This is a genomic window from Sporichthyaceae bacterium (assembly GCA_036493475.1).
In the GTDB taxonomy this organism is placed as follows: Bacteria; Actinomycetota; Actinomycetes; order Sporichthyales; family Sporichthyaceae; genus DASQPJ01.
In genome coordinates this window covers 1-20,934 of record DASXPS010000007.1, presented here as the reverse complement: position 1 = coordinate 20,934, position 20,934 = coordinate 1, and the positions used below count along the sequence as shown (strand labels likewise).

Below are 20,934 nucleotides of genomic sequence, written 5' to 3'. Positions count from 1 at the left end.
CATGACCGGCGTGAGGTAGAGGTAGAGGCTGAAGTCGTACCACTCCACCACCGTCCCGAACGCCGCGATCCATATCGAGCGCCGCATGACGGGGTCCACCGAAGATGCCTGCGCCGCCATGCGCTCCAAACCGTCCGCCAGGGGGTTCTCCTGCGGGAAGGCTAGTCACCCTCCCCTCCGGCCCCCACCGCCTCCGTAACGTCCGGCCGAGCGTGCGCGATAACCGCGGATTGGCCGGACGCAACGGTGTTTGGTGCCCGGGTGAGTCGGGCCTCCCGCCGTTGGTCGGGCGGGCCTGCGGCCGTGTGTGCTTCGTCGCTGCTTCCCTTCCCGCCGTGCGTGGCTTGCCGCCGTCGTGGGTCGGTCGCTTTAGGCGACGTCAGCCCGCCCGGCCTCCGGCCCTCGGGTTGGCGGCTGCTGCGGGTCGGGGTCTGGCTCCAGCACGCCACTGGCGGGCAGGCTTGCAACGCGTGGGATCGGTGAGGCGACGGGATCGCCACGCTGGTTTCATCTCTGCCCGTCAGCTGCTTCGCCGGCGAACGCTAGACCAACACTGTTGCGTCCGGTGAAGTGTGCGCTATAGCCGCGGGTTGGCCGGACGCGACGGGGGGTGCGATGCGTTCGGCCATGGTGCCGATCAGCCAGACGCAGTAGAGGACGAGGCTGATGGTGATCACGGCGGCGGCGTAGGTGTAGCCCCAGCCCTTGTTGTCGTTGAGGGTGGCGTACATGGGCCAGCCGGTGCCCGCGTTGGAGATGCCCTCGGAGATGAACAGCAGCGGGATCACGCCGAGGTAGGCGAGGCCGCCGCGGGGGAACAGGCGGGTCAGGCCGTAGACGGCGGTGCCGCCGGCGATGGCGGTGAAGGCGTTTTCGCAACCCCACCACATGGGGTGGCCCCACGGGTTCAGCGGTTGCTTGCCGTAGTAGGTGTAGACGTCGGTGAGCAGGCCGGGTGCTTCCAGGGCGAAGTTGGTCAGCACGAAGGCACCGAACAGCAGCATGAGGTTGCGCCGGGTGATGCCCTTGGTGAGTGCCTGGCAGGTCAGGTAGGCGAAGCCGCCGATGTACCAGGGGTAGATCACCGGGACGAACAGCGGCATGGTCCGGCCGAGCAGGGTGAAGGTGTGGATCGAGTTGTTCTCGGTCAGGTAGACCATGCCGAGCACGTCCACGAACGGCTCGAACAGGGACGCGGCCAGCCCGCCGACCATGCAGGCCAGCAGCAGGGGCTTCCCGGCGTGCAGCTGACGTAGGGCGATCACCAGCAGGATCACCAGCGGCACCGCGCCGCCGATGGTGAACACCAGCTCCGCGGCCTTCGGCATCACCAGATCGGTCGGCGGCTGCGGCACAGTCGCTGCGATCACGTGGCGGCCCCCAACGGGAAGCGTTCGACGATGGCGTTCACCACCAACTTGGCCGTCTCCGCGCACGCGGTGGTGCCGCCGTTGGCGTACTCCTTCACACCATCGCCCACATTCCACAGATTCGCCAGCGGCGTCTGCGGGGTCAGGTCGAAACCCGCGACGGCGCGCTGCGGCGGCCAGTCGTCGCGGGTCACCACCACCGACAGGACCCGGGCCCTCGTCTCGAAATCGGGGATGGTGTCGTGGATGTCGGCGAACAGCAGTTGGGTTTCTTCGTCCACATCGAAGTCGCCGATCGACGGGTGCGGCACGGAGGTGGCGACGTAGAGGTGCCAGCCCTCGGGTGACATCTCCGGGCAGACGTCGGAGAAGTGCGCCATGTAGGCCATCCGCCGGGTCTTGGCGAAGCCGAGCATGCCGGGCACGTCGATCAGCCGTTCCTGCGAGGCGAAGTTGACGGTGATCATCGCCGCGGGTCGGTCGGCGCGCTTCACCTCGGCCAGGTAGTCCTCGTCCAGTACATCGTGGGCCAGCAGTTTCACCGTCGCCGCCGGGCCGATGTCGCTGACCACGACCCGCGCGCGGACTCGTTGGCCGCCGACCAGCACCGCCTCGGTGACCTCGCCGTCCACGGCGGTCAACGACTCCACGCCGGTGCACAACCGGACCTCGCCGCCGTCGCGCTCCACCACCGCGGCCAGCGCCCGCCAGAGGCCGATGGTGCCCTCGGGGTGGTAGCCGAACCGCTTGAACGCGCTCTTGCGGTTCATGTAGGTCAGGAACACCCGGGCGGGCAGTTCCTCCGAGGACACCGCAAAGATCGAGCCGCAGATGTTGCGGAACATCCCGTGCACCGACTCGTTCTTGGTGAACTTGCGCAGCCACTCCGCGGTGGACAGCTCGTGCTCGGGCAGGCCCTCGTCCTTACGCGCCGCGCCCAACCCGGCCAGGATCTTCGCGCCGGACCGAGTGAGCTGAGACAGCATCACTCCCCAGCCGCCACCGCTGATGTCCACGTTCTTCTTGCCGACCCGATAGAGGATCGGCGGGGACGGCTCGCGGATGTCGAACGCGGCGTCGACCTCCCGGCAGGTTTCCTCGGTGATCCCGCCGACCTCGATGACGATCGCGCCGGTGTTCACCTTGAACCCGTCGATGTCGTCGGTGGACGCCCGCCCGCCGACCTTGTCCAACCGCTCCACCACCAGCACCCGGTAGCCGGCGTGTGCGAGGCGGGCCGCGGTGAACAACCCGCCCGCGCCCGCGCCGATGACCAGGACGTCAACGTCGGTCATGCGAACTCCTAGTACGACGACGGCAGCTTGAGGCTGTGCTCGGCGACGAAGTTCAGCACCATCTCCCGGCTGGTCGGCGCGGTGCGCAGCATGCGCGCGGTGAACCACAGCGGGGCCAGGCCGTACTCGGTGGCCATGCCGTTGCCGCCGTGCACCTGGATCGCCTGATCCAACGTGCGGATCATGGTTTCCGACGCGGCGAACTTGGCGATGTTGACCGCCTCGGCCGCGTTGGCACCGGCATCGGCGAGCTCTGCGGCGCGGTGGGTGAACAACCGGGACTGGGCCAGGTCGATGTAGCACTGCGCCATCGGGTGGGACAGGCCCTGGTGCGCGCCGATCGGCACCTGCCACACCTGGCGCTCGGTGGCGTAACGCACCGCCTTGTCCAAGGCGTACCGGGAGATGCCGTTGGCCAGCGCGGCAGCGGTGAGCCGCTCCGGGTTCAGCCCGGCGAACACCGCGCGGAAACCCTTGCCGGGCTCGCCGACGATGTTCGCTGCGGGCACCCGCACGTCGTCGAAGAACACGGTGAACTGGGTTTCCGGCTGCACCAGCTCGGCCTCGATGGGCGTCATCGACAGTCCGGCGGCGTCATTTCCCACGATGAACATCGACATCGGCGTATGTTTGCCGGCCTCGGCGTCCGCGTCGCGGCAGACCACCAGGATCGCGTCGGCCTGGTCGGCACCCGATGTCCAGTACTTGGTGCCGTTGATGACGTACTCGTCGCCGTCCCGGCGCGCGGTGACCGCCAACTGATGGGTGTTGGAACCCGCGTCCGGTTCGGTGATGGCGAAGGCCATGGTCTTGGTGCCGTCGGCCAGGCCGGGCAGCCATTCCTGCTTGACCGCATCCGACCCGTGCGCGGCGAGAATCGAACCGCAGATGGCGGGCGCGATCACCAGCATCAGCAGCGGGCAGCCGCCCGCAGCGATCTCCTCCAGCGCGATGCAGGTCTCCTGGAAGCCCGCGCCGCCACCGCCGTACCGCTCGGGCAGGTGCATGCCGAGGAAGCCGGCCGCGCCGAGTTCCTCGTAGAGCTCGGTCGGCTCCTTGTGCGCCTTCGCGCAGTCCAGGAAGTAGGCGAACCCGTACTTGTCGACGATCTGACGCACCGCCTTGCGCAGCGCGGTGTGCTCGGGGGTGGTGGGAATGAGCTCACTCATCGGTAAACCTCGTGGGTCGACGTTCCAGGAATGCACGCATCGCCTCGATGACGTCGGGCGAGGAGGCAAGGGTGACCATGCCCTGCCGCTCGGCGTCCAGGGCCTCGGACAGCGTGCGTCCGGGCCTGAGTAGTTCACGCAGTTTCGCGTTGGCGCGTCGGGAGTTCGCGGCGAGACGTTCGGCCACCGCCGCGGCGCGCGTGGCCACCTCCGCGCTCGGGACCACCTCACTCACCATGCCGTACGCGAACGCCTCGGCGGCATCAAGCACCCGGTTGTCGTAACACATCTGCGCGGCCACCCGGCGGCCCACCAGCTGCGGCAGGAACCAGGTGTTGCCGCCGTCCGCGCCGAGCGCGAGTTTGCCGGAGCCGACGGCGAATTTGGCGTCCGCGCCGCACACCACGATGTCCGCGACGTGCACCAGGCCGAGTCCGCCGCCACCGGCGGAGCCGTGTACCGCGGCCACGATCGGGATGGGCAACACGGCGAGGATGCGCAGCGCCTCGTGATACCCCGTCAGCATGTGGTCGAGCAGGCCGGGCAGCTCCGCGGGGTCCACCGCCGAGAGCGCGGCCAGGTCGCCGCCGGGGCAGAACGCGGGGCCCTCGGCGTCGATGACGAGCACCCGCAGTTGCGGTGCCGCGGCAAGCAGTTGGGCGGCGGTGAACAGGTCCTCGGCGAGCACCCGGTCGATGGCGTTGGAGGCGTCCGGTCGGCGCAGCGTCATCCGACCGACGGGCCCGGTCAGGTCGACGCTCAGGCAGCGCAGCGGCGGCCGTTCCTCGGTGCCCAACATGGCCGGCTCCGGCGTCAGCGCCTCGACCCAGCGCGCGGTGTCGGTGAGCTGCGTCAGCCCGGTGAGGCGTCCGCCGGCGTGCGTGATGGTGTGGGTGAACGCCGCCTCGACCTTGCGGCCGGTCGAACGCGCGGTGCCCAGGTAGACCCCGGTCACCAGCAACCGGCCATCAGCCAACTCGGCGATGTCGTGTGGCTGCGGGGTCATGTCGTAGGCCCGGCCGACCTGGCGCCAGAACCCGCGCATCGCCTTGGCGCCGACGTAGCGCCCGCCCAGGTTCAGCGGCAGCCCGGCCGCGGCCTCGCCGACGAAGTCCGGATCGAGTAGGGCATCGAGCGCCGCGCGATCACCCGCGGCCAGCGCCCGGTACAGCGCCCGGACGAGCTCCGCGGGGTCGGCTTCGCGAACCATACTGGCGAGTAAACATCATCCAGCCACCCGACCGCAACACCCTGCCCGGACACAGTGTCCGAGCGCATGTCATGCGCAAGCGGGAGAGGTGCGCGCTCAGACGGCGGCGCCCAAGCGGCACGGCGCGTACAGGGTGTTCCAGATGATCGCGGTGTAGGCGTCCAGCAGCCGCTCGTACGTCGGGTCGTCGGCGCCGCGGACCAGCTGATGCAGCGCCCGCTCGGCCATCCAGGTCAGGTATTGCGCGACCTCGTTGGCCGGCAGGTCCGGGTCCACGAAACCGTCGCGCTGGCCGGCCTTGATGTGCTTGCGCAGGCCCGCGGTGTTGAAGGCCATCAGCGTCATCACGGTCTCGCGCACCGCGGGGTCGTAGGCGGCGGCGTCGAAGGCCGCGGCCATCAGCGCGGTGTGCGGGCGATAGACACCGAGCACGGCCTCCAGCGCGCCGCGCAGGTCGTCCCGGTCCGCGTTCCCGTCGAGGTGCCACCAGCGCTTGGCGATCGCGTCCAGCTCGCCGGTGATGTCCTCCAGCCAGCCGCGGAGCAGCTCACCCTTGTCCTCGAAGTACACGTAGAACGTGGACCGGGCCACGCCCGCGCGGGCCACCAGTCGCTCCACGGACAGCTCGGTGAAGCTCTCGCCCTCGGCCAACATTTCCTCGACGGCGGTCAGCATTTTCGAGCGGATCTCGTCGCGGCGCTGCGCGCGGGTGCCGGAGGCCTTACGGGTAATTGACGGCATGACGGCATTGTGACGCCCGGTGCGCCCATACGCCACTACCTGTCTGGACAAGGTGTCCGAGGTGCCCTTGACCCACCCCGTCGCGAGTGTCGTACTCTTTAGTCGGACATGCTGTCCAGACAACTCGTACCGAAGGAGCCACTGTGGCCGAGGCCTACATCGTCGACGCCGTGCGGACCCCCGTCGGCAAGCGCAACGGCGGGTTGGCCGGCGTGCACCCGGCGGACCTGGGCGCCCATGTGATCTCCGCGGTCGTCGAGCGCACCGGCGTCGACCCGGCCGCGATCGACGACGTGGTGATCGGGTGCCTGGACAACATCGGCGCGCAGGCGGGCGACATCGCGCGCACCGCGGCGTTGGCCGCGGGTCTGCCCGAGACGGTGCCCGGCGTGACCATCGACCGGCAGTGCGGGTCCTCGCAGCAGTCGGTGCACTTCGCCGCGCAGGCCGTCATGTCGGGGACCATGGACCTGGTCATCGCGGGCGGCATCCAGAACATGAGCCAGTACCCGATCCTGTGCGCGTTCAAGGCCGGGGAGCCTTACGGGGCCAACAATCCGTGGACCGGCAGCGAGGGGTGGGAGGCGCGCTACGGCGCCGGCCGACTGAGCCAGTTCGCCGGCGCCGAGGCCATCGCCGAGCAGTGGGGTCTGTCCCGCGAGGAGATGGAGGCCTTCGCGCTGCGCAGCCACGAGCGCGCCATCCAAGCCACCAAGAACGGCCACTTCGACCGGGAGATCCTGCCCATCGCGGGCGTGCACCACGACGAGGGCCCCCGTGCGGATTCCAGCCTGGAGAAGCTCGCCGGGCTGCAGGCGTTGAGGCCGGGCGGTCGACTCACCGCGGGCCTGTCCAGCCAGATCTCCGACGGTGCCGCGGCCCTGCTCATCGCCAACGACCGCGCGGTGCAGGCACACAACCTCAAGCCCCGCGCGCGGATTCACCAACTCACCGTGCTCGGCGCGGACCCGAAGATCATGCTGACCGCGCCGATCCCGGCCACCCAGCGGGCGTTGGAGCGCTGCGGGCTGAGCATCGACGACATCGATGTCTACGAGTGCAACGAGGCCTTCGCCAGCGTGCCGATGGCCTGGGCCAAGGAACTCGGCGCGGACGAGAACAAGTTGAACGTCAACGGCGGCGCCATCGCCATCGGCCACCCGATCGGCGCCAGCGGCGGACGCATCATGACCACGCTGCTGCACGAGATGGAGCGCACCGGCGCCCGCTACGGCCTGCAGACCATGTGCGAGGGCGGCGGCCAGGCGAACGTGACCATCCTCGAGCGGCTGTAGTAGACGGGGCGTCAGTGATGGGTTGGCCGACCGCCGAGGAAACCGATCTCGCCGCCGAGGTCCGTCGGCTGCTCTGCCGGCACGCGGACCTTGCGGGGGTGCGGGATGGCGAGCCGCACGGCGAGGCGTGGAAGCACCTGACCACCGGGCTGGGTGTCGTCGGGCTTGCGGTGCCCACCGAACTGGGTGGCGCGGGTGCGGACCTCGGCGCGTGCGCGGTAGTGGCCGAGGAAATCGGCCGGGCCTGCGCGGCGGTGCCGTACCTGTCCTCGGCGCTGGCCGTCGACGCGCTGGTGCGGGCCGGCGCGGGCGATGTGGTCGGCGAACTCGTCGAGGGTCGGACCTCCGCCGGGGTCGGGTTCCCCTTGCGGGATGGTGTTTTGCCGGCGCTGCGGGCGATTCCGTCCGGCATGGGTTGGGCGCTGACCGGGTCGGTGCGCGCCGTGCTCGACGGCGACACGGTGGACTTGGTCGTGGTGACCGCCATCGCGCCCGAGGGCGAGCGGCTGTTCGTGCTGCCGGTCGGGGCAGCCGGGGTGACGCAGCGTCAGCTGCGCACCACGGATCTCGGCCGACCGGCCGCGACCTTGGACGTCCAGGACGCCGCGGCGCAGCCACTGCTGGTGCCCGATGTGGCCGCGGTGCTCGCGGGTGTGCGCCGCACGGCAGCCGTGCTGGTGGCCGCCGAGCAGTGCGGCGTCAGCGCGAAAGCGTTGGAGACCGCGGTCGAGCACGCCAAGGTCCGGCAGCAGTTCGGCAAGCCGGTGGGCAGTTTCCAGGCGGTCAAACATCTGTTGGCCGACCTGTACGCGCACTCCGAGCGGGCCCGTGCCCTGCTGGTCGCGGCGGTCGAGCTGTCCCGCAGCGGCAGCGGACCGGCGGTGGACATTGCCGTGGCGGCTGCGCTGGTTGGCGCGTCCGAGGCCGCGAACGCGATCACCGTCGGCGCCGTGCAGGTGCTCGGCGGCATCGGGTTCACCTGGGAGCACGACGCGCACCTGTACTTCCGTCGGGCCCGGGCCAACGTTGCGCTGCTGGGTGGCACTCACCGGCGCAAGCAGACGCTGGCCGAGTTGCTGCTGGCCGGCGACGGCATCGCCGAACCCGACCCGCCGGCGACCGCGGAGGAGACCGCGTTCCTCGGCCGGGTAAGGGAATGGCTGGACGCGAACACCGTCGCCAAGGCACCGCAGCGCGGTGGCGACGCCGCGACCGAGGCCCGGCATGTGGCCGCCGGTAAGGCATTCCGAGCGGCATTGGCCGACACCGGGCTGGCCGGCATCACGGTGCCGACGCAATACGGTGGCGCCGGGCTGACCATCGCGCAGGACAGCGCATTCGCCCGGGCGATCCGCGGCCGCGAATCCTACGAGGACGTTTTCGGCATCGGCACCGGAATGTGCGTCCCGGTGCTGCTCACCCTGGGCACCGAGGAGCAGAAGTCCCGCTACGTCGCGCCGTTGCTGCGCGGTGAGCAGATCTGGTGCCAGCTGTTCAGCGAGCCCGACGCGGGCTCCGACCTCGCCGCGCTGCGCACCAAAGCCGTCCGGCAGGACGACGGCAGCTGGCTGGTTTCGGGTGCGAAGGTATGGACCACTTACGCCCACCACGCCGACTTCGCGTTGCTGCTCGCCCGCACCGACCCCGAGGCGCCCAAGCACCAGGGCATCACCATGTTCGTCGTCGACATGCACGCCCCCGGCATCACCGCCCGCCCGCTGCGCCAGTCCACCGGGGACAGCGAGTTCAACGAGGTGTTCCTCGACGACCTGCGGCTGCCCGCCGACGCGGTCATCGGCGAGATCAACGGCGGCTGGCACGCGGCCACCCTGATGCTGATGAACGAGCGGGTGATGATCGGGCGCGAACCGCTGTCCATGAGCCCCCCGGTGGACTTCGCCAAGCTGCGCCGACTGATCCTCGACCGCGGCCTGGCCGACGACACCGCCGCGACCGCCCGCCTGGCCGACGTGTTCCTCCTCGAGCGCGGCCTGCAACTGCTCGGCCACAAAGTCGCGGCCGGCCTCAACGTCGGCCCCGACCCCGGCCCGTTCGCCTCGATCAGCAAACTCGGCGCCGCCCAGTTGGCGCGGCTCACCACGGAGATCGCCTACGACCTGGCCGGCCCCGAGGCCGCCGCCTGGGACCCCGACGATGCCGCAGCCGGCGTCTGGTCCTACTCCGTCCTCTTCGCCCCGGCGCTGGGCATCGCCGGCGGCACCGACCAAATCCAACGCACCATCATCGCCGACCGCCTCCTCGGCTTACCGCGGTCCTAGCTGACGTCATCCGCCTGAGCCACGACACGCCCGCGAAATGTGGTCGAGGAGGATGACGTCAGTCTTGGCCAAGGGCTTTCATGGCGCGCTGGTACTCACGGGTCCTTCCTCTCCAACACTTCGACGGTGCCGCGGGTGCCGTCCACCCGGACCCGATCGCCGGTGCGCAGTCGGCGGGTGCCGTCTGCGGTGTTCACCACCGCGGGGATGCCCAACTCGCGGGCCACCATCGACGCGTGCGACAACGCCCCGCCGATGTCCACGACCAGGGCCGCGGACACGAACATGATCGACGACCAGCTCGGGTCGGTGGTCGGCGCGACCAGCACCTCGTCGGGTACCAAGCCGGTGGAGTCCGAGCTCTCCAACACCCGCACCACGCCCTCGACGACCCCGGCGCTCACCCCGATGCCGGTGATGACGCCCTCGCCCGGTGCCAGATCTGACAGGGCCTCGGGCACGCAGTCCCCGCGCCACGAGGTCGGCACGGACAGCTCCCGGTAGCGCTCGCGGCGTTCGCGGCGGCGAGCCACCAGATCGGCGGCATGCTCCGGCAGCCGGCCGGTCAGCTCGTCGGTGGTCAGAAAGAATACGTCGTCGGCTGAAGCCAACACGCCCTCGGCGACCAGCAGTTCACCGATACGCCGGGCGGAGGCACGGGCCACGTCGATGGATTGCAGGAACGAGCGTTTTGCCACGCCCCGCAGCGGAATCCGGGCTGCGCAGAGCTTGAGCAACCGTCGCGTCGCGGGGCGGGCCGGCCGCGGCAGGGCCGCCACCAGCTCGCGCTCCATCCGTTCCCGGTTGGCCCGCAGCCGCGCCTCGTTGCCGCGCGGATCCTCCCGCTGCCGGTACTCCTCGAGCAGCCCGGCCAACAGTTCCGGGCGTTCCCGCCACACCCGGCTGGACACCTCGCCCTCCAGCGGGCCATGGAAACCGTGCTCGCGGGCAATCGCCTCGACGGTGGTCTGCCCATGGGCGGCGCGCCACAATTCGCCGACCACCGCGACCTCCTGGAAGCCGCTGTAGCCCGACGACAGCGTGGTCACGTCGCCGACCCCGGTGCGCGCGGCCAGCCGCTCCAGTGCCTGGTACAGCGGCTGCACGACGCCCAACAACGCGGTGGTCTGCAACGCCAGCATGGTTACGAAGTTGGCCGCGGCCGAGACGAACAACGCGGTGGCCGCGGGCCGGTTCATGGTGCCGACGGAGTCCACGCTGCGTTGCCACCAGGCGTGGGTGCGCGCGCTCTCGCGCTGCAACGTGGCCGGGGTGCGCACGAAGACCTCGGGCAGCTTGCGGGCGATGGCGGCCCAGCGGTGCCGGGTGGGGGAGAACGTCATGGTGGCCGGTGGCTCGCCGAGGATGCTGCGCACCGCGTCGGCGCCGGACGTGCCGGGCATCCGGTCGCCGAGGGTGGCCAGGAACTCCACCTGCATGGCGGCCCGGCCGTAGAACGCTTTCACCAGACGGTCGGCCTCGGTGTCCGGCAGCCGCAGCTCGTTGTCGTCCAGTACCCCGAGGTTGTGTCCGGCGCGACGGATGGCCGACTCGCCCGCGGTCCCCCACAACGTCCACGCCAGCGGGGTCAGCACACCCGGCGCGGTCTCGCCCAGGTTCACCGTGGTCCAGTGCGCACCCGGTGGGCTAGCGTGGTGCAACGGATCCCAGTCCTGCGCGACACCGGGCGGGGGGAGGGGCTCACGCCGGGAGTGCACGGTCTCCGGGCGCGCCTGCAGCAGCCACACGTCGTCGTCGGCGACCGCCCATTCGATGTCCATGGGCCGGGAGAAAACGGCCTCCACCCGGGCGATCAACGCCGCCAGGGCGATGACCTGACCCCCCGTCAGTGCCGGATCGGCCGCGGGCCCGGCGGGCACCGCACGGATGGCCACCCGCCTGTCGGTTGGGTCGTAGCGGTGCGCCCGGTCCTTGACCGCGTGCCGTGCCCGCACCGAACCGTCCGCCTTGGTGATCCACAACCGGTCCACCGGCACGTCGCCGCGCACCACGCCCTCGCCCAGACCCAGCGCGGCCTCCACGTAGGCGATGCCGCGGTTCCCGGTGGCCGGGTCCAGGGTCAACGCCACGCCCGCGGCGTCCGCGTCCACCATGCGCTGCACCACCACGGCCATGGCCACGTTCGCCGAGTCGGCGCCCACTCGCTGTCGGTAGGAGATGGCATGCGCGTTGAACAGGCTCGCCCAGCAGGCGACCACGTGCCGCACCACCGCGTCCGTCCCGTCCACCCACAGGTAGGTGTCCTGCTGGCCCGCGAACGAGGCCGCCTCCGCGTCCTCCGCCGTGGCGCTGGAGCGCACCGCCACCGGCCCGGAGCCCAACTCGGCATAGGCCGCGCGAATGGCCGACTCCACGGCTTCGGGCAGGGTGACGCTCTGGATGAGGTCCCGCACGGCCTTGGCGTTCTCCTCCGCCGAACCCAGTGCGGCCAACTGCTCAACGATCGCGGGCAGCAGGTCGGCCAACGTCGCCCGATACGCCGAGGTGGTCACCACAAAGCCCGGTGGCACCGGCAATTCCGCCGCGCACAACGCCCCCAACCCGGTCGCCTTGCCGCCGACCAGCGTGGTCGCGGCACCCGCGCAATCCGGTAGTGGGAGGAGGAGAAAATCGGTGCCGGCGCTCATGCGCCCATTACTAGTACACTCCTGGACACAGTGTCCAGACGTGACGACCGTTCACTGCAAATCAAGGGGCGACAGCGTTGTCGGAAGAGCTGGTCCGGGTCAGTCGGAAAGATGCGGTCGCGTGCATCGAGATGAACCGGCCCGAGGCATTGAACGCCTGGACACCGGATCTGGCGCGGCAGTTGCGCGCCGCTATCACCGACGCGGCCAAGGACCCCGAGGTCCGCGCCCTGCTTATCCGCGGGGCGGGCCGCGGCTTCTGCTCCGGTGCGGACCACAAGCTGCCGCGCGAGCTGACCGAGGACGGCCGGCCCGATCTCTCTGTGCGGCTGCACGAGTTCTACAACCCGCTGATCCTGGCCATCCGCGAAGCGCCCAAGCCAGTGGTTGCCGGGGTGCACGGTGTGGTGGCCGGCATCGGCGTCTCGTTGGCGCTGGCCTGTGACCTCATCGTGGCCGCCGAATCGGCGTACTTCCTGCTCGCGTTCGCCAATCTCGGTGTGATGCCGGACGCGGGCGCGCTGCGCTTCCTCGCCGAGCGGGTGGGTCTGGTGCGGGCCGCGGAACTCACCATGCTCAGCGACCGCCTGCCCGCCGCGAAGGCGCTGGACTGGGGGCTGATCAACGCCGTGTACCCGGACGACGAACTGCCCGCCGCCGCCGCGGCGCTGGCCGCACGGCTGGCGGCCGGCCCCACCGTCGCGCTGGCCAACATCAAGCGCACGCTGAACGAGACCACCCAGCCGGCCCTGGCCGCCCAGTTGGCGATCGAGGCGGACCGGCAGCAGGATCACGGAAACAGCGACGACTACGCGGAGGGCGTCGCGGCGTTCAAGGAGAAGCGGCGCCCCACGTTCCGCGGTCGCTGACCCACCGGAGAAGGAGACCGATGTACCCCGGCACCTTTGCTGCGTCCACCCCGGACAAGCCCGCGCTGATCATGGCGGAGACCGGCGAGACGCTGACCTACGCGCAGCTGGACGAGCGGTCGCTGCGGCTGGCCCGGGCGCTGGCTGCAGCCGGGTTGGTCAAGGGCGACGTGGTCGCGATGATTGCCGACAACTCCCCGGAGGCGCTGGAGATCTACTGGGCGGCGCAGCGCTCCGGGCTCTACGTCACCGCGATCAACCACCACCTGTCCGCCGACGAGGTGTCCTACGTGGTCGCCGACTCCGGCGCCAAGGCAGTTCTCGTCGCGGGCAGCAAGGCCGAACTGGCCGAGGTGGTGGCCAAGGAGGTCGCCGCGCCGGGCCTGTGGCTGGCCTACCGCGGCTCGATCGACGGCTACGGCGACTACGAAGCGACGTTGGCCGCCGCGGGCACCGACCCGCTGCCCGCTCAGCCGCGTGGCGCGGACATGCTCTATTCCTCGGGTACCACCGGCCGGCCCAAGGGCATCAAGCCGCCGCTGCCGCCGCGCAACATCGATGAGCCCGGCGACCAATACGTCGGACTGCTCGGTCACGTCTTCAAGTTCGGTCCGGACTCCGTCTACCTCTCGCCCGCGCCGATCTACCACACCGCGCCGCTGCGCTTCTGCGCCACCGTGCAGGCCATGGGCGGCACCGTGGTGATGATGGCCAAGTGGCACGACGAGCGCGCCCTGGAGTTCATGCAGAACTATCAGGTGACGCATGCTCAATTCGTACCGACCATGTTCGTGCGCTTCCTCAAGCTGGACGACGCGGTACGTACGTCCTACGACCTGTCCACGCTGCGGGTGGCCATTCACGCCGCGGCGCCGTGCCCGGTCGAGGTCAAGGCGGCCATGCTCGATTGGTGGGGCGACACCATCTACGAGTACTACGGCGCCACCGAGGCCAGCGGCCTGACGTTCATCGACTCCGCCGGCTGGCGTACCCATCCCGGTTCGGTGGGCAGGGCGTTCCTCGGCGTTCTGCACATCTGTGACGACGACGGCACGGAGCTCAAGTCCGGCGAGGACGGCACGGTGTTCTTCGAGCGGGAGGAGATCCCGTTCGTCTACCACAACGACCCGGAGAAGACCCGCAGCTCGCAGCACCCCGAGCACCCGACGTGGACCACCACCGGCGACATCGGGCATGTGGACGACGAGGGCTTCCTGTACCTGACGGATCGTAAGGCGTTCATGATCATCTCCGGTGGGGTGAACATCTACCCGCAGGAGGTGGAGGACTGCCTGGCCCTGCACCCGAAGGTCACCGACGTCGCGGTGATCGGTGTGCCGGACCCGGAGATGGGCGAAGCGGTCAAGGCCGTGGTGCAGCCCGCACCGGGCGCCACCCCCGGCCCGGAGCTGGCCGAGGAGCTCATCGAGTTCGTCCGCTCCCGCATCGCGCACTACAAGGCCCCGCGCAGCGTGGACTTCGACGACGAACTGCCCCGCACCCCCGCGGGCAAGCTGCTCAAGCGCCGCCTCAAGGACCGCTACGTCAACCAGTAGGGGCCTTGACGACCGGCGCGCCCACGGGAGAAACTGAACACAGTGTCTAGCCAGAGCGTATAGGGAGACTCGATGCTCGGATTCGACAATCCGTCGCCCGTGGACTTCGGCAACCCGGTCCCCGGCTACGGGAAGATCCTCCCGGCGGATAACCCGCACTTCGTGGCCTCGAACTTCGATGCGTGGTTCTTCCTGTTCTGGGCCGGTCTTTTGGTCGTGGTCATCGCGCTGCCGTGGTGCCTCAACCAGGCCGTGCGGCACAAGAGCTACCTGCCATTGCTCACCCTGCTGGCCGGTGTTTGCACCTCACTCGGTGAGCCGATGCTGGACCTGGTCGGGCACCTGCGTTGGGCGGAAAACCTGCAGTCCTCGCACTACCACAACTTCGGTATCGCGATCCCGCTGCTGATCCCGCCCTGCTACGGGCTGTTCATGGGCCTGGAGGCGTACTGGATCTGGTCGATCATCAGGCGCGGGGTGACCGTGAAGAACTTCTTCATGATCTTCGCCGCGGTCGGCCTCTCCGACGCGCTCATGGAGTACCCCGGCGTGACGATGGGCGTCTACGAGTACTACGGCCGCCAGCCGCTGGAGTTCTACAAGTTTCCGTTCTACTGGTCGTTCACCAACGCCGCCTCGATCCTCACCGTCGCGGTGCTGGTGCACTTCGCCTGGCCGCTGGTCAAGGGCCAGGGCGCGAAGATGCTGCTGATCATCCCGTGCGGCATCATCGCCACGACGATGGCCGAGTTCGGCACCGGCTTCCCGGTGTTCCTGGCCATCAACTCCCCGGCGCCGACCTGGCTGCAGTGGGTCATCGGGGGCACCGGCACCGTCGTCATCTCGCTGGCCTGGTGCCGGGTGCTGGCCGAGCTGGTCTGCGACAAGCAATCCCAGCTGGAGTGGACGTTCATCGGGATGTTCAAGTCGCGCTTCATGCTCCCGGCGCAGCGCGAGGCCTACATCGCGGGCATCACCCGCCCCAAGGCCCATGCGCCCGCCATCATCGAACCGGATCGGGTGCCGGTCAGCTGACGGTACGTCAGACAGGAAGGATACTGTGACAAGGTCCATCCAACTGGGCATGGCCTGGTGCGGCTTCATCTTTGTCGCGGTGTTCTTTCCCGGCCTGATCATCACCGGCTTCTTCCCGCCGATCCCGCCCGGGCACAGCGCGGCGGAGGTCGCGCATCAGTACCAGCAGCACGCCAACGCCATCCGGGCCGGCTGCGTGATCATGATGATCGCGGTCGGGTTCAGCCTGCCATTCAGTGCGGTGGTCTCCACCCAGCTGGCCCGCATCGAGGGCCGCTGGACGCCGCTGTGCTACACCCAGTTGGCCGCGGGCGCGGTGGGCATGGTCGCTGCCACGTTCCCGTTGTTCTTCTTCATGGCCGCCAGTTTCCGGCCGGATCGCAACCCGGAGGTCACCCAGGCGATCAACGACATGGGATGGATTCCGTTCATCATCAACTGGCCGCCCGCGGTGTGTCAGGCCGGTGCCGTCGCGGTGGCCGTGTTCTCCGACCGTCGGCCCGACCCGATCTATCCACGCTGGATCGGATACTTCCTGCTCTGGGCCTGCGTCGCGTTCACCGGGTCCAGCCTGTTGCTGTTCTTCAAGCACGGGGTGTTCGCGTGGAACGGGCTGTTCCCGTTCTGGCTCGCCGCCACGTTCTTCGGCAGCTTCTTCCTGGTGATGACCTGGGGCACAATTCGTGCCGTGAACCGTCAGTTTGCCCCGCAGAGCGCCGAGGCCGAGTCCACGCTGCAGCCTGCGTGACCACCACAGTGCGGTCGGCCCCCGCGCGCGCCCGCCAGGGGCACATCCCCGGTGAGCCCGGGCTGTGGATCATGCTGCTCGGCGACATGGTGGTCTTCGCCGTGTTCTTCGGCACCATTCTGGTGCTGCGCGGTCGCCATCCCGAGATGGTCGTTGCCTCGCAGCCGGCGCTGCACCAAGGCCTCGGCGCGACCAACACGCTCGTGTTGCTGACCAGTTCGCTGTTCGTGGCCAACGGGGTGCGGCTGGCCCGGCAGCGGGATGCCCGCGCCCCACGGCTGTTTCTGGGCGCGCTTGCCTGTGCGGTGATCTTCGCCGGAATCAAGGCGATCGAGTACACCGATCTGGGTACCAACGGGCATGCGCCGGGCACCAACGACTTCTTCACGTACTACTTCGTGTTCACCGGTATCCATCTCGGGCACGTGGTGCTCGGATCGGTGGGGTTGATCGTCGCGAGCCGGTTGGCCCGCCCGGCCCACGCGGGCCGCCACCGGGACTCCTGGCTGGAGGGCATCGCGTGTTTCTGGCACCTGGTCGACCTGCTGTGGATCGTGCTGTTCGCTCTCCTCTACCTGGTGCACTGACATGATCGCGCGCGACCGCGTCGCGGCCGTTTGGGCCTTCCTGGTGCTGGCCACCATCGCGTCGCTGACGCTGGGCGAGGATCGCCTGATCCATACTCAGAACGTCGTGGCCATCGCGGTGATCGCCATCGCGTTCGTCAAAGTGCGCCTGGTCGGCATCTACTTCATGGAGTTGCGCGAGGCGCCGTTGCTGTTGCGTGCGGCGTTCGAGACGTACGTGGCGGTGGCCGCGACGGTGTTGATCGTGCTGTACCTGGCTTTCTGAGGTCGGGTCCGCTTTGGGGCGTGTGCCCCGCCATCACCCCGTTCGCTCGCGGGAGTTGTGCACGACTCCGCTATTAACCCGTTCCGCTGAACGGGTGAGGCGGCGATCGTGCCATCCATGCGCAAGCGTCAGCGTCAGGCAGTCATCGGACTCCTCGCCGCGCTGCTCGGGGGTACCGCCGCGATGGCCGTGCCCGCCCGGGCGGTGACCGGAACGAGGCTGTGCCACGGCTACGACGACTGCCGGGCACATGGATACTCCGACCACGGCTACGAAATCAACGGTGGCGGGTCGTACTGGAACATGTACGTCGGGCACAACTGCACGAACTACGTCGCGTTCCGTTTGGTGCAGGGCGGCATGTCCAACCTGCGCCCGCCCGCGGACCCCGGCCAGAGCAACGCGCGGCTGTCCGCCTACTTGTGGGGCCTGGTCTATGCCGGTAGCACCGACCGCACCCCGAAGGTCGGCTCGGTGGCCTGGTGGGGTTCCGGTGCGGCGGGCAGCATCGGGCACGTCGCTTACGTGGAGCAGGTGGACGGCGACAGCATCACGGTTTCCGAGGACAGTTCCAGCGGCAACGATTTCGACTGGAAGCGGATCACGCCCGGGCAGGGGTGGCCCACCGGGTTCATCCACTTCAACGACGGGCACCACGTCGACTCCCCAATGCCCGCGGGGGCCGGCGGTGTGCCGGTCGGCGGTGGTGGCACGGGTTTCGGCGACGGCGCAGCCGGCCGCGCAGCGGGCGGCAGTGCAGCGAGCGGTGCCGCAGGCGGCGGCGACGTGCCCGCCGCGGTCGCTCGCGGTGACTTCGGTGGCGACGTCAGCGGCGATCCGTTCGACAGCGGCGCATTCGAGGGGCGGTCGTTCGGCGGGGAGAACACCGGTAGCGGGGCCTGGGGCCCGATGGCCGGCAACGTCGCGCCGACCGCGTCCACCCGGGCCTCCGCACCCTCCGCACCCGCTGCGCCCGCCGCGCACCGCAAGGCCAAGACCAAGGCCAAGACCAAGGCCAAGCCGTCCGCCCGGCCGGCGCAGCGCGCTTCGTCCGCGCCCGCCTCCATGTTCGGCCCCGCCGGCGGCGGCTTCGGCCCCATGTAGGGGCGATGGCTCAACGCCCGACGGGCTGCAACTCCCGGGCGTTCTCCCCGTTGCGCAGGGTCCGCGAGGCGGCGATGTTCTCGGTGTGCCGGGAAATGGTCGGCAGCGTGCCGCGTATCTCGGCGACGTTCGCCCTGATGCCCCGTACCGCATCTGCCGCAGCCTCGGCCTGCGCGGAGATGGTCAGCATCGACGCCGCCGTCGTTGCGACCGAACCGGCCGAGGACGCCATCGCGATGCGGATATCCCCGGAGAGGGCGCGCAGGTCAGCCACCACCGCCGCCAGATCTGCGCTGGAGGTGCGGATCGTTGTGGTGGCGGAGAGGATCCCGGCCAGCGAGGTGTTGACCGCGTCGGTGTGCTTACGCACCTGGTGGGTATTCGTCGCGATCTGATCGGTGGTCGCGGCGAGCGCGGTGAACCGCGAGGCCATCGGATTGACCGCGGCCGCCAGGCCATTGGTCAACGTGGCGGTGCGGTCCAACTCGGGCACCGCCAGGGTGTCCTTGGGGACTCCGTCGAACGGTGGGGTGGCGTGCACCAGATCGTCGTGAATACCGACGGTGGCCACCACGGCTCGGGTCAGCAGCAGCACCGCGGCCACTGTGAACGCCAGCACGATGACCAGGTTCGCCCGCATCGCGCGCGAACTGCCCGCCGGCACCACCCGGTTCAGCACGGCTGAATCCCGTGCGCCAGATTCACCGCGGGCGCATGGCAGATGTTGGTCAGGTGCCCGTTGACCACGCCCAACTGGGTGAGGATGTCGCCGAGATCGGACCGGCTGGCGGCGAGCACCTCGTTGATGGCCCGGACCCGCGCGCGCAACGCGCGCAACCCGCTCGTCTTCGAGTTCAGCGTCACCAGGTTGTCCGCGATCCCGCCGGTTGAGGAGAGCACCGCGGCCAACAGCGACGAGGTCCGGGCCAGGTTCGTGCGCAGTGGTGCCAAGGTGTTGTCGGTGGACTGCAGGTTGTCCGCGGTACTCACCAATTGCGGGTCCGCGCTGTGCAGCGCCGCGTCCACCGCCACCAGGTCGGCCTTCATTGCGTCCAGGTCGCCCGCGATGTTCTTCGACTGAATGGGTAACGTGGCCAGCGCGGAGTTCACCCGCTCCAGACTGGCGTTCACCGCGGCGATTTGATCGGGCAACGTCTTGGTCGTCCCCCCGACGGTGGTCACCGCCCGATCGGTGACCGCGAGGTCGTCGTTCACCGCCGCCAACCGACCGCCGATCACCGCAAGGAACACCGCGGTCAGCAGCACGATCACCGCGCCGAGGCCGACCCAGGTGCGCAGCCACCGCCGCAGGTAGGCCTCGTTGTCGAAGACCGGCTGCTCGCCCTCGGCGTCGGTCAGCACCGCGGGCCGCCGTTCAACCCGGCGTCGATGCAGGCCGACAGATGCGCGGTGCGCTTGGTCGCGGTGTCGATGTTGCCGGTGTCGGCCAGGATCGCGGCCAGCACCGCGCGGGTCACCGACATGTCGGCGTTGATCAACGAGACGCCGTTCTGAATGGCCGTCAGCTGGGCCAGAATGCGGGTGGCGTCGGCGTTCAGCTTCGTCGCCGTGCTACGCAGTCGGTCGCCGCTGACGCCCAGCGCGCGCAGCTGGTCGCTGATGCTCGCCGTGGAGGTGTTCATCGCCCGGCTCGAGGTGTCGATCGAGGAGGTGCTGTTACGGATCGAGGCGAGCAGCGTATTGATGTCCATGGCCCGGGCCTGGATCTGGCCCAGGCCCTCACTGGTGGGCAGCACGGACAGCAGGATGGAGGCGGCGGTCGCATTGGTGCGGTCCAACTGCAGGATCGCGTCGGTGTAGGTGTTGACCCCCCGCGCCGAGGATGAGATGCGGTGGGTGCGGTGCTGGATCTGTGCCGCACTGTTCGCGGTCAGCCAGAGCAGGCCGACGGCCACCATCGCGAGCACGGTGACCACGGCGACCGCGAACTGTCCAGGCATCCGCGGACGTTCGATCGGGGATCCGTGCGCCATCGTCGACTCAGGCCGGCAGCGGTCGGAACGAGGAGACCACGGCGTCGAAGTCCGCGGCCAACGCGCCGAAGTCGGCGGCCGGCAGCGCCTGGCAGACCAGCGTGTACATGTCGCGGCCGGCGAAGGCGAAGTAGTGGGTATGCGCGCCGCGCTGCGCGCCGGAGGAGAACGCGTAGAGGTAGTACATGCCGGGCAGCCCACCGAGCTGGGTCGGGGCGGACTTCAGGATGCGCAGGTGCGCGCTGGGGGTGTCCAACACTGCGTCGGTGACGGCACGCAGGTCCTCGATGTTGGTCGCGTCGATCGGGTGAGCGAGCACGGTGCGATGGATGTTCACCGCGTCGCCGCCGGAGATGGCCAGCAGCAACCCGTTGTCCGTCGGGCTGGGATGCCAGGCGGTGGGATAGGAGATCGCGAAGCCGTGCGCGGAGTCGGTGTAGGTGCTGAACCCGGCCGGTGCGGCGGCCGTCGGCGTAGCGGCCGGCTTGGAGCCCCGCGCGGCCATGCCGACGCCGAGCCCGGTCAACGCAACGGTGCCGACCAACGCGGCCGCCATCGTGCGCAGCTTTCCGTACATCGTGATCACCACCGGCCGGCGCGGGGGACGGGGCCCCGGTTTCAAGATCATCTTCTGGGTCGAGGCTAGGTCGCGCGACGTGGCACTGTCAGCCCGCGTTGGTCCGATCGGGTAGCCCGCAACGCCTCGGCCCCGTCACCGGTGCAGGTGACGGGGCCGGGTGGTGCCGCCGCCCGACGCCCGGGTGTGACG

The 20,934-nt window shown here is 69.6% G+C and carries 19 protein-coding genes; 9 read left to right on the top strand and 10 right to left on the bottom strand.

Features of this window, described 5'->3' with window-relative positions; translation table 11 throughout:
• Nucleotides 1-542: 542 nt before the first annotated feature.
• The 5 genes from VGJ14_00505 to VGJ14_00485 form a co-directional block, all read right to left on the bottom strand.
• Entirely contained in the window at nt 543-1,370 is an 828-nt protein-coding gene (locus tag VGJ14_00505; GenBank protein HEY2830874.1) for a hypothetical protein, read from the bottom strand.
• Entirely contained in the window at nt 1,367-2,665 is a 1,299-nt protein-coding gene (locus VGJ14_00500; protein ID HEY2830873.1) for an NAD(P)/FAD-dependent oxidoreductase, read from the bottom strand. The genes VGJ14_00505 and VGJ14_00500 overlap by 4 nt, the downstream gene beginning before the upstream one ends.
• Nucleotides 2,666-2,673: 8 nt before the next feature.
• Nucleotides 2,674-3,834 (bottom strand): acyl-CoA dehydrogenase family protein, encoded by a 1,161-nt coding sequence (locus VGJ14_00495; GenBank protein HEY2830872.1) that lies wholly within the window; start codon nt 3,832-3,834, stop codon nt 2,674-2,676.
• Complete coding sequence (locus VGJ14_00490; GenBank protein ID HEY2830871.1) at nt 3,827-5,044, bottom strand: enoyl-CoA hydratase-related protein; 1,218 nt, start codon at nt 5,042-5,044, stop codon at nt 3,827-3,829. The genes VGJ14_00495 and VGJ14_00490 overlap by 8 nt, the downstream gene beginning before the upstream one ends.
• 96 nt (nt 5,045-5,140) lie before the next feature.
• Nucleotides 5,141-5,785: a TetR/AcrR family transcriptional regulator gene (locus VGJ14_00485; protein ID HEY2830870.1), complete on the bottom strand. Its 645-nt coding sequence runs from the start codon at nt 5,783-5,785 to the stop codon at nt 5,141-5,143.
• Nucleotides 5,786-5,928: 143 nt separating this feature from the next.
• On the opposite strand from VGJ14_00485, the gene VGJ14_00480 reads away from it, so the two are divergent.
• Entirely contained in the window at nt 5,929-7,080 is a 1,152-nt protein-coding gene (locus VGJ14_00480) for an acetyl-CoA C-acetyltransferase (GenBank protein HEY2830869.1), read from the top strand.
• Nucleotides 7,081-7,097: 17 nt separating this feature from the next.
• Nucleotides 7,098-9,359, top strand: a complete 2,262-nt coding sequence (locus VGJ14_00475; GenBank protein HEY2830868.1) for an acyl-CoA dehydrogenase — start codon at nt 7,098-7,100, stop codon at nt 9,357-9,359.
• A gap of 95 nt (nt 9,360-9,454) precedes the next feature.
• Here VGJ14_00475 and VGJ14_00470 read toward each other — a convergent pair whose 3' ends face one another.
• Complete coding sequence (locus tag VGJ14_00470; protein ID HEY2830867.1) at nt 9,455-12,007, bottom strand: PEP/pyruvate-binding domain-containing protein; 2,553 nt, start codon at nt 12,005-12,007, stop codon at nt 9,455-9,457.
• 77 nt (nt 12,008-12,084) lie between these two features.
• Here VGJ14_00470 and VGJ14_00465 point away from each other — a divergent pair, with 77 nt between their 5' ends.
• The 7 genes from VGJ14_00465 to VGJ14_00435 all read left to right on the top strand — a co-directional run bounded on the left by VGJ14_00465 (nt 12,085) and on the right by VGJ14_00435 (nt 18,171).
• Nucleotides 12,085-12,876, top strand: coding sequence for an enoyl-CoA hydratase-related protein (locus tag VGJ14_00465; GenBank protein HEY2830866.1), 792 nt, complete (start codon nt 12,085-12,087; stop codon nt 12,874-12,876).
• Between the two features lie 20 nt (nt 12,877-12,896).
• The gene (locus VGJ14_00460) at nt 12,897-14,432 is read left to right on the top strand and encodes an acyl-CoA synthetase (protein ID HEY2830865.1); all 1,536 of its coding nucleotides are present in this window, start codon (nt 12,897-12,899) and stop codon (nt 14,430-14,432) included.
• 72 nt (nt 14,433-14,504) lie between these two features.
• Entirely contained in the window at nt 14,505-15,467 is a 963-nt protein-coding gene (locus VGJ14_00455) for a hypothetical protein (GenBank protein HEY2830864.1), read from the top strand.
• 25 nt (nt 15,468-15,492) lie between these two features.
• Nucleotides 15,493-16,215 carry a hypothetical protein gene (locus tag VGJ14_00450; GenBank protein HEY2830863.1) on the top strand — a complete coding sequence of 241 codons (723 nt, stop codon included), beginning with the start codon at nt 15,493-15,495 and terminating at the stop codon, nt 16,213-16,215.
• Nucleotides 16,212-16,802: a cytochrome c oxidase subunit 3 gene (locus VGJ14_00445; GenBank protein HEY2830862.1), complete on the top strand. Its 591-nt coding sequence runs from the start codon at nt 16,212-16,214 to the stop codon at nt 16,800-16,802. The genes VGJ14_00450 and VGJ14_00445 overlap by 4 nt, the downstream gene beginning before the upstream one ends.
• Nucleotide 16,803: 1 nt before the next feature.
• On the top strand, nt 16,804-17,067 hold the full coding sequence (locus tag VGJ14_00440) for a cytochrome C oxidase subunit IV family protein (protein HEY2830861.1): 264 nt from the start codon (nt 16,804-16,806) through the stop codon (nt 17,065-17,067).
• Nucleotides 17,068-17,184: 117 nt separating this feature from the next.
• On the top strand, nt 17,185-18,171 hold the full coding sequence (locus VGJ14_00435; GenBank protein HEY2830860.1) for a CHAP domain-containing protein: 987 nt from the start codon (nt 17,185-17,187) through the stop codon (nt 18,169-18,171).
• Between the two features lie 10 nt (nt 18,172-18,181).
• Here VGJ14_00435 and VGJ14_00430 read toward each other — a convergent pair whose 3' ends face one another.
• Genes VGJ14_00430 through VGJ14_00415 form a run of 4 tightly spaced genes read right to left on the bottom strand, consistent with a single transcriptional unit; the run spans nt 18,182 to nt 20,742 of the window.
• Complete coding sequence (locus VGJ14_00430; protein ID HEY2830859.1) at nt 18,182-18,850, bottom strand: hypothetical protein; 669 nt, start codon at nt 18,848-18,850, stop codon at nt 18,182-18,184.
• Nucleotides 18,844-19,533, bottom strand: a complete 690-nt coding sequence (locus VGJ14_00425; GenBank protein ID HEY2830858.1) for a hypothetical protein — start codon at nt 19,531-19,533, stop codon at nt 18,844-18,846. Before VGJ14_00425 ends, VGJ14_00430 begins: the two co-directional genes overlap by 7 nt.
• A complete protein-coding gene (locus VGJ14_00420) occupies nt 19,527-20,132 on the bottom strand; it encodes a hypothetical protein (GenBank protein ID HEY2830857.1) in 606 nt (201 codons plus the stop codon). The genes VGJ14_00425 and VGJ14_00420 overlap by 7 nt, the downstream gene beginning before the upstream one ends.
• Nucleotides 20,133-20,172: 40 nt before the next feature.
• On the bottom strand, nt 20,173-20,742 hold the full coding sequence (locus tag VGJ14_00415; GenBank protein ID HEY2830856.1) for a hypothetical protein: 570 nt from the start codon (nt 20,740-20,742) through the stop codon (nt 20,173-20,175).
• Nucleotides 20,743-20,934: the final 192 nt, after the last annotated feature.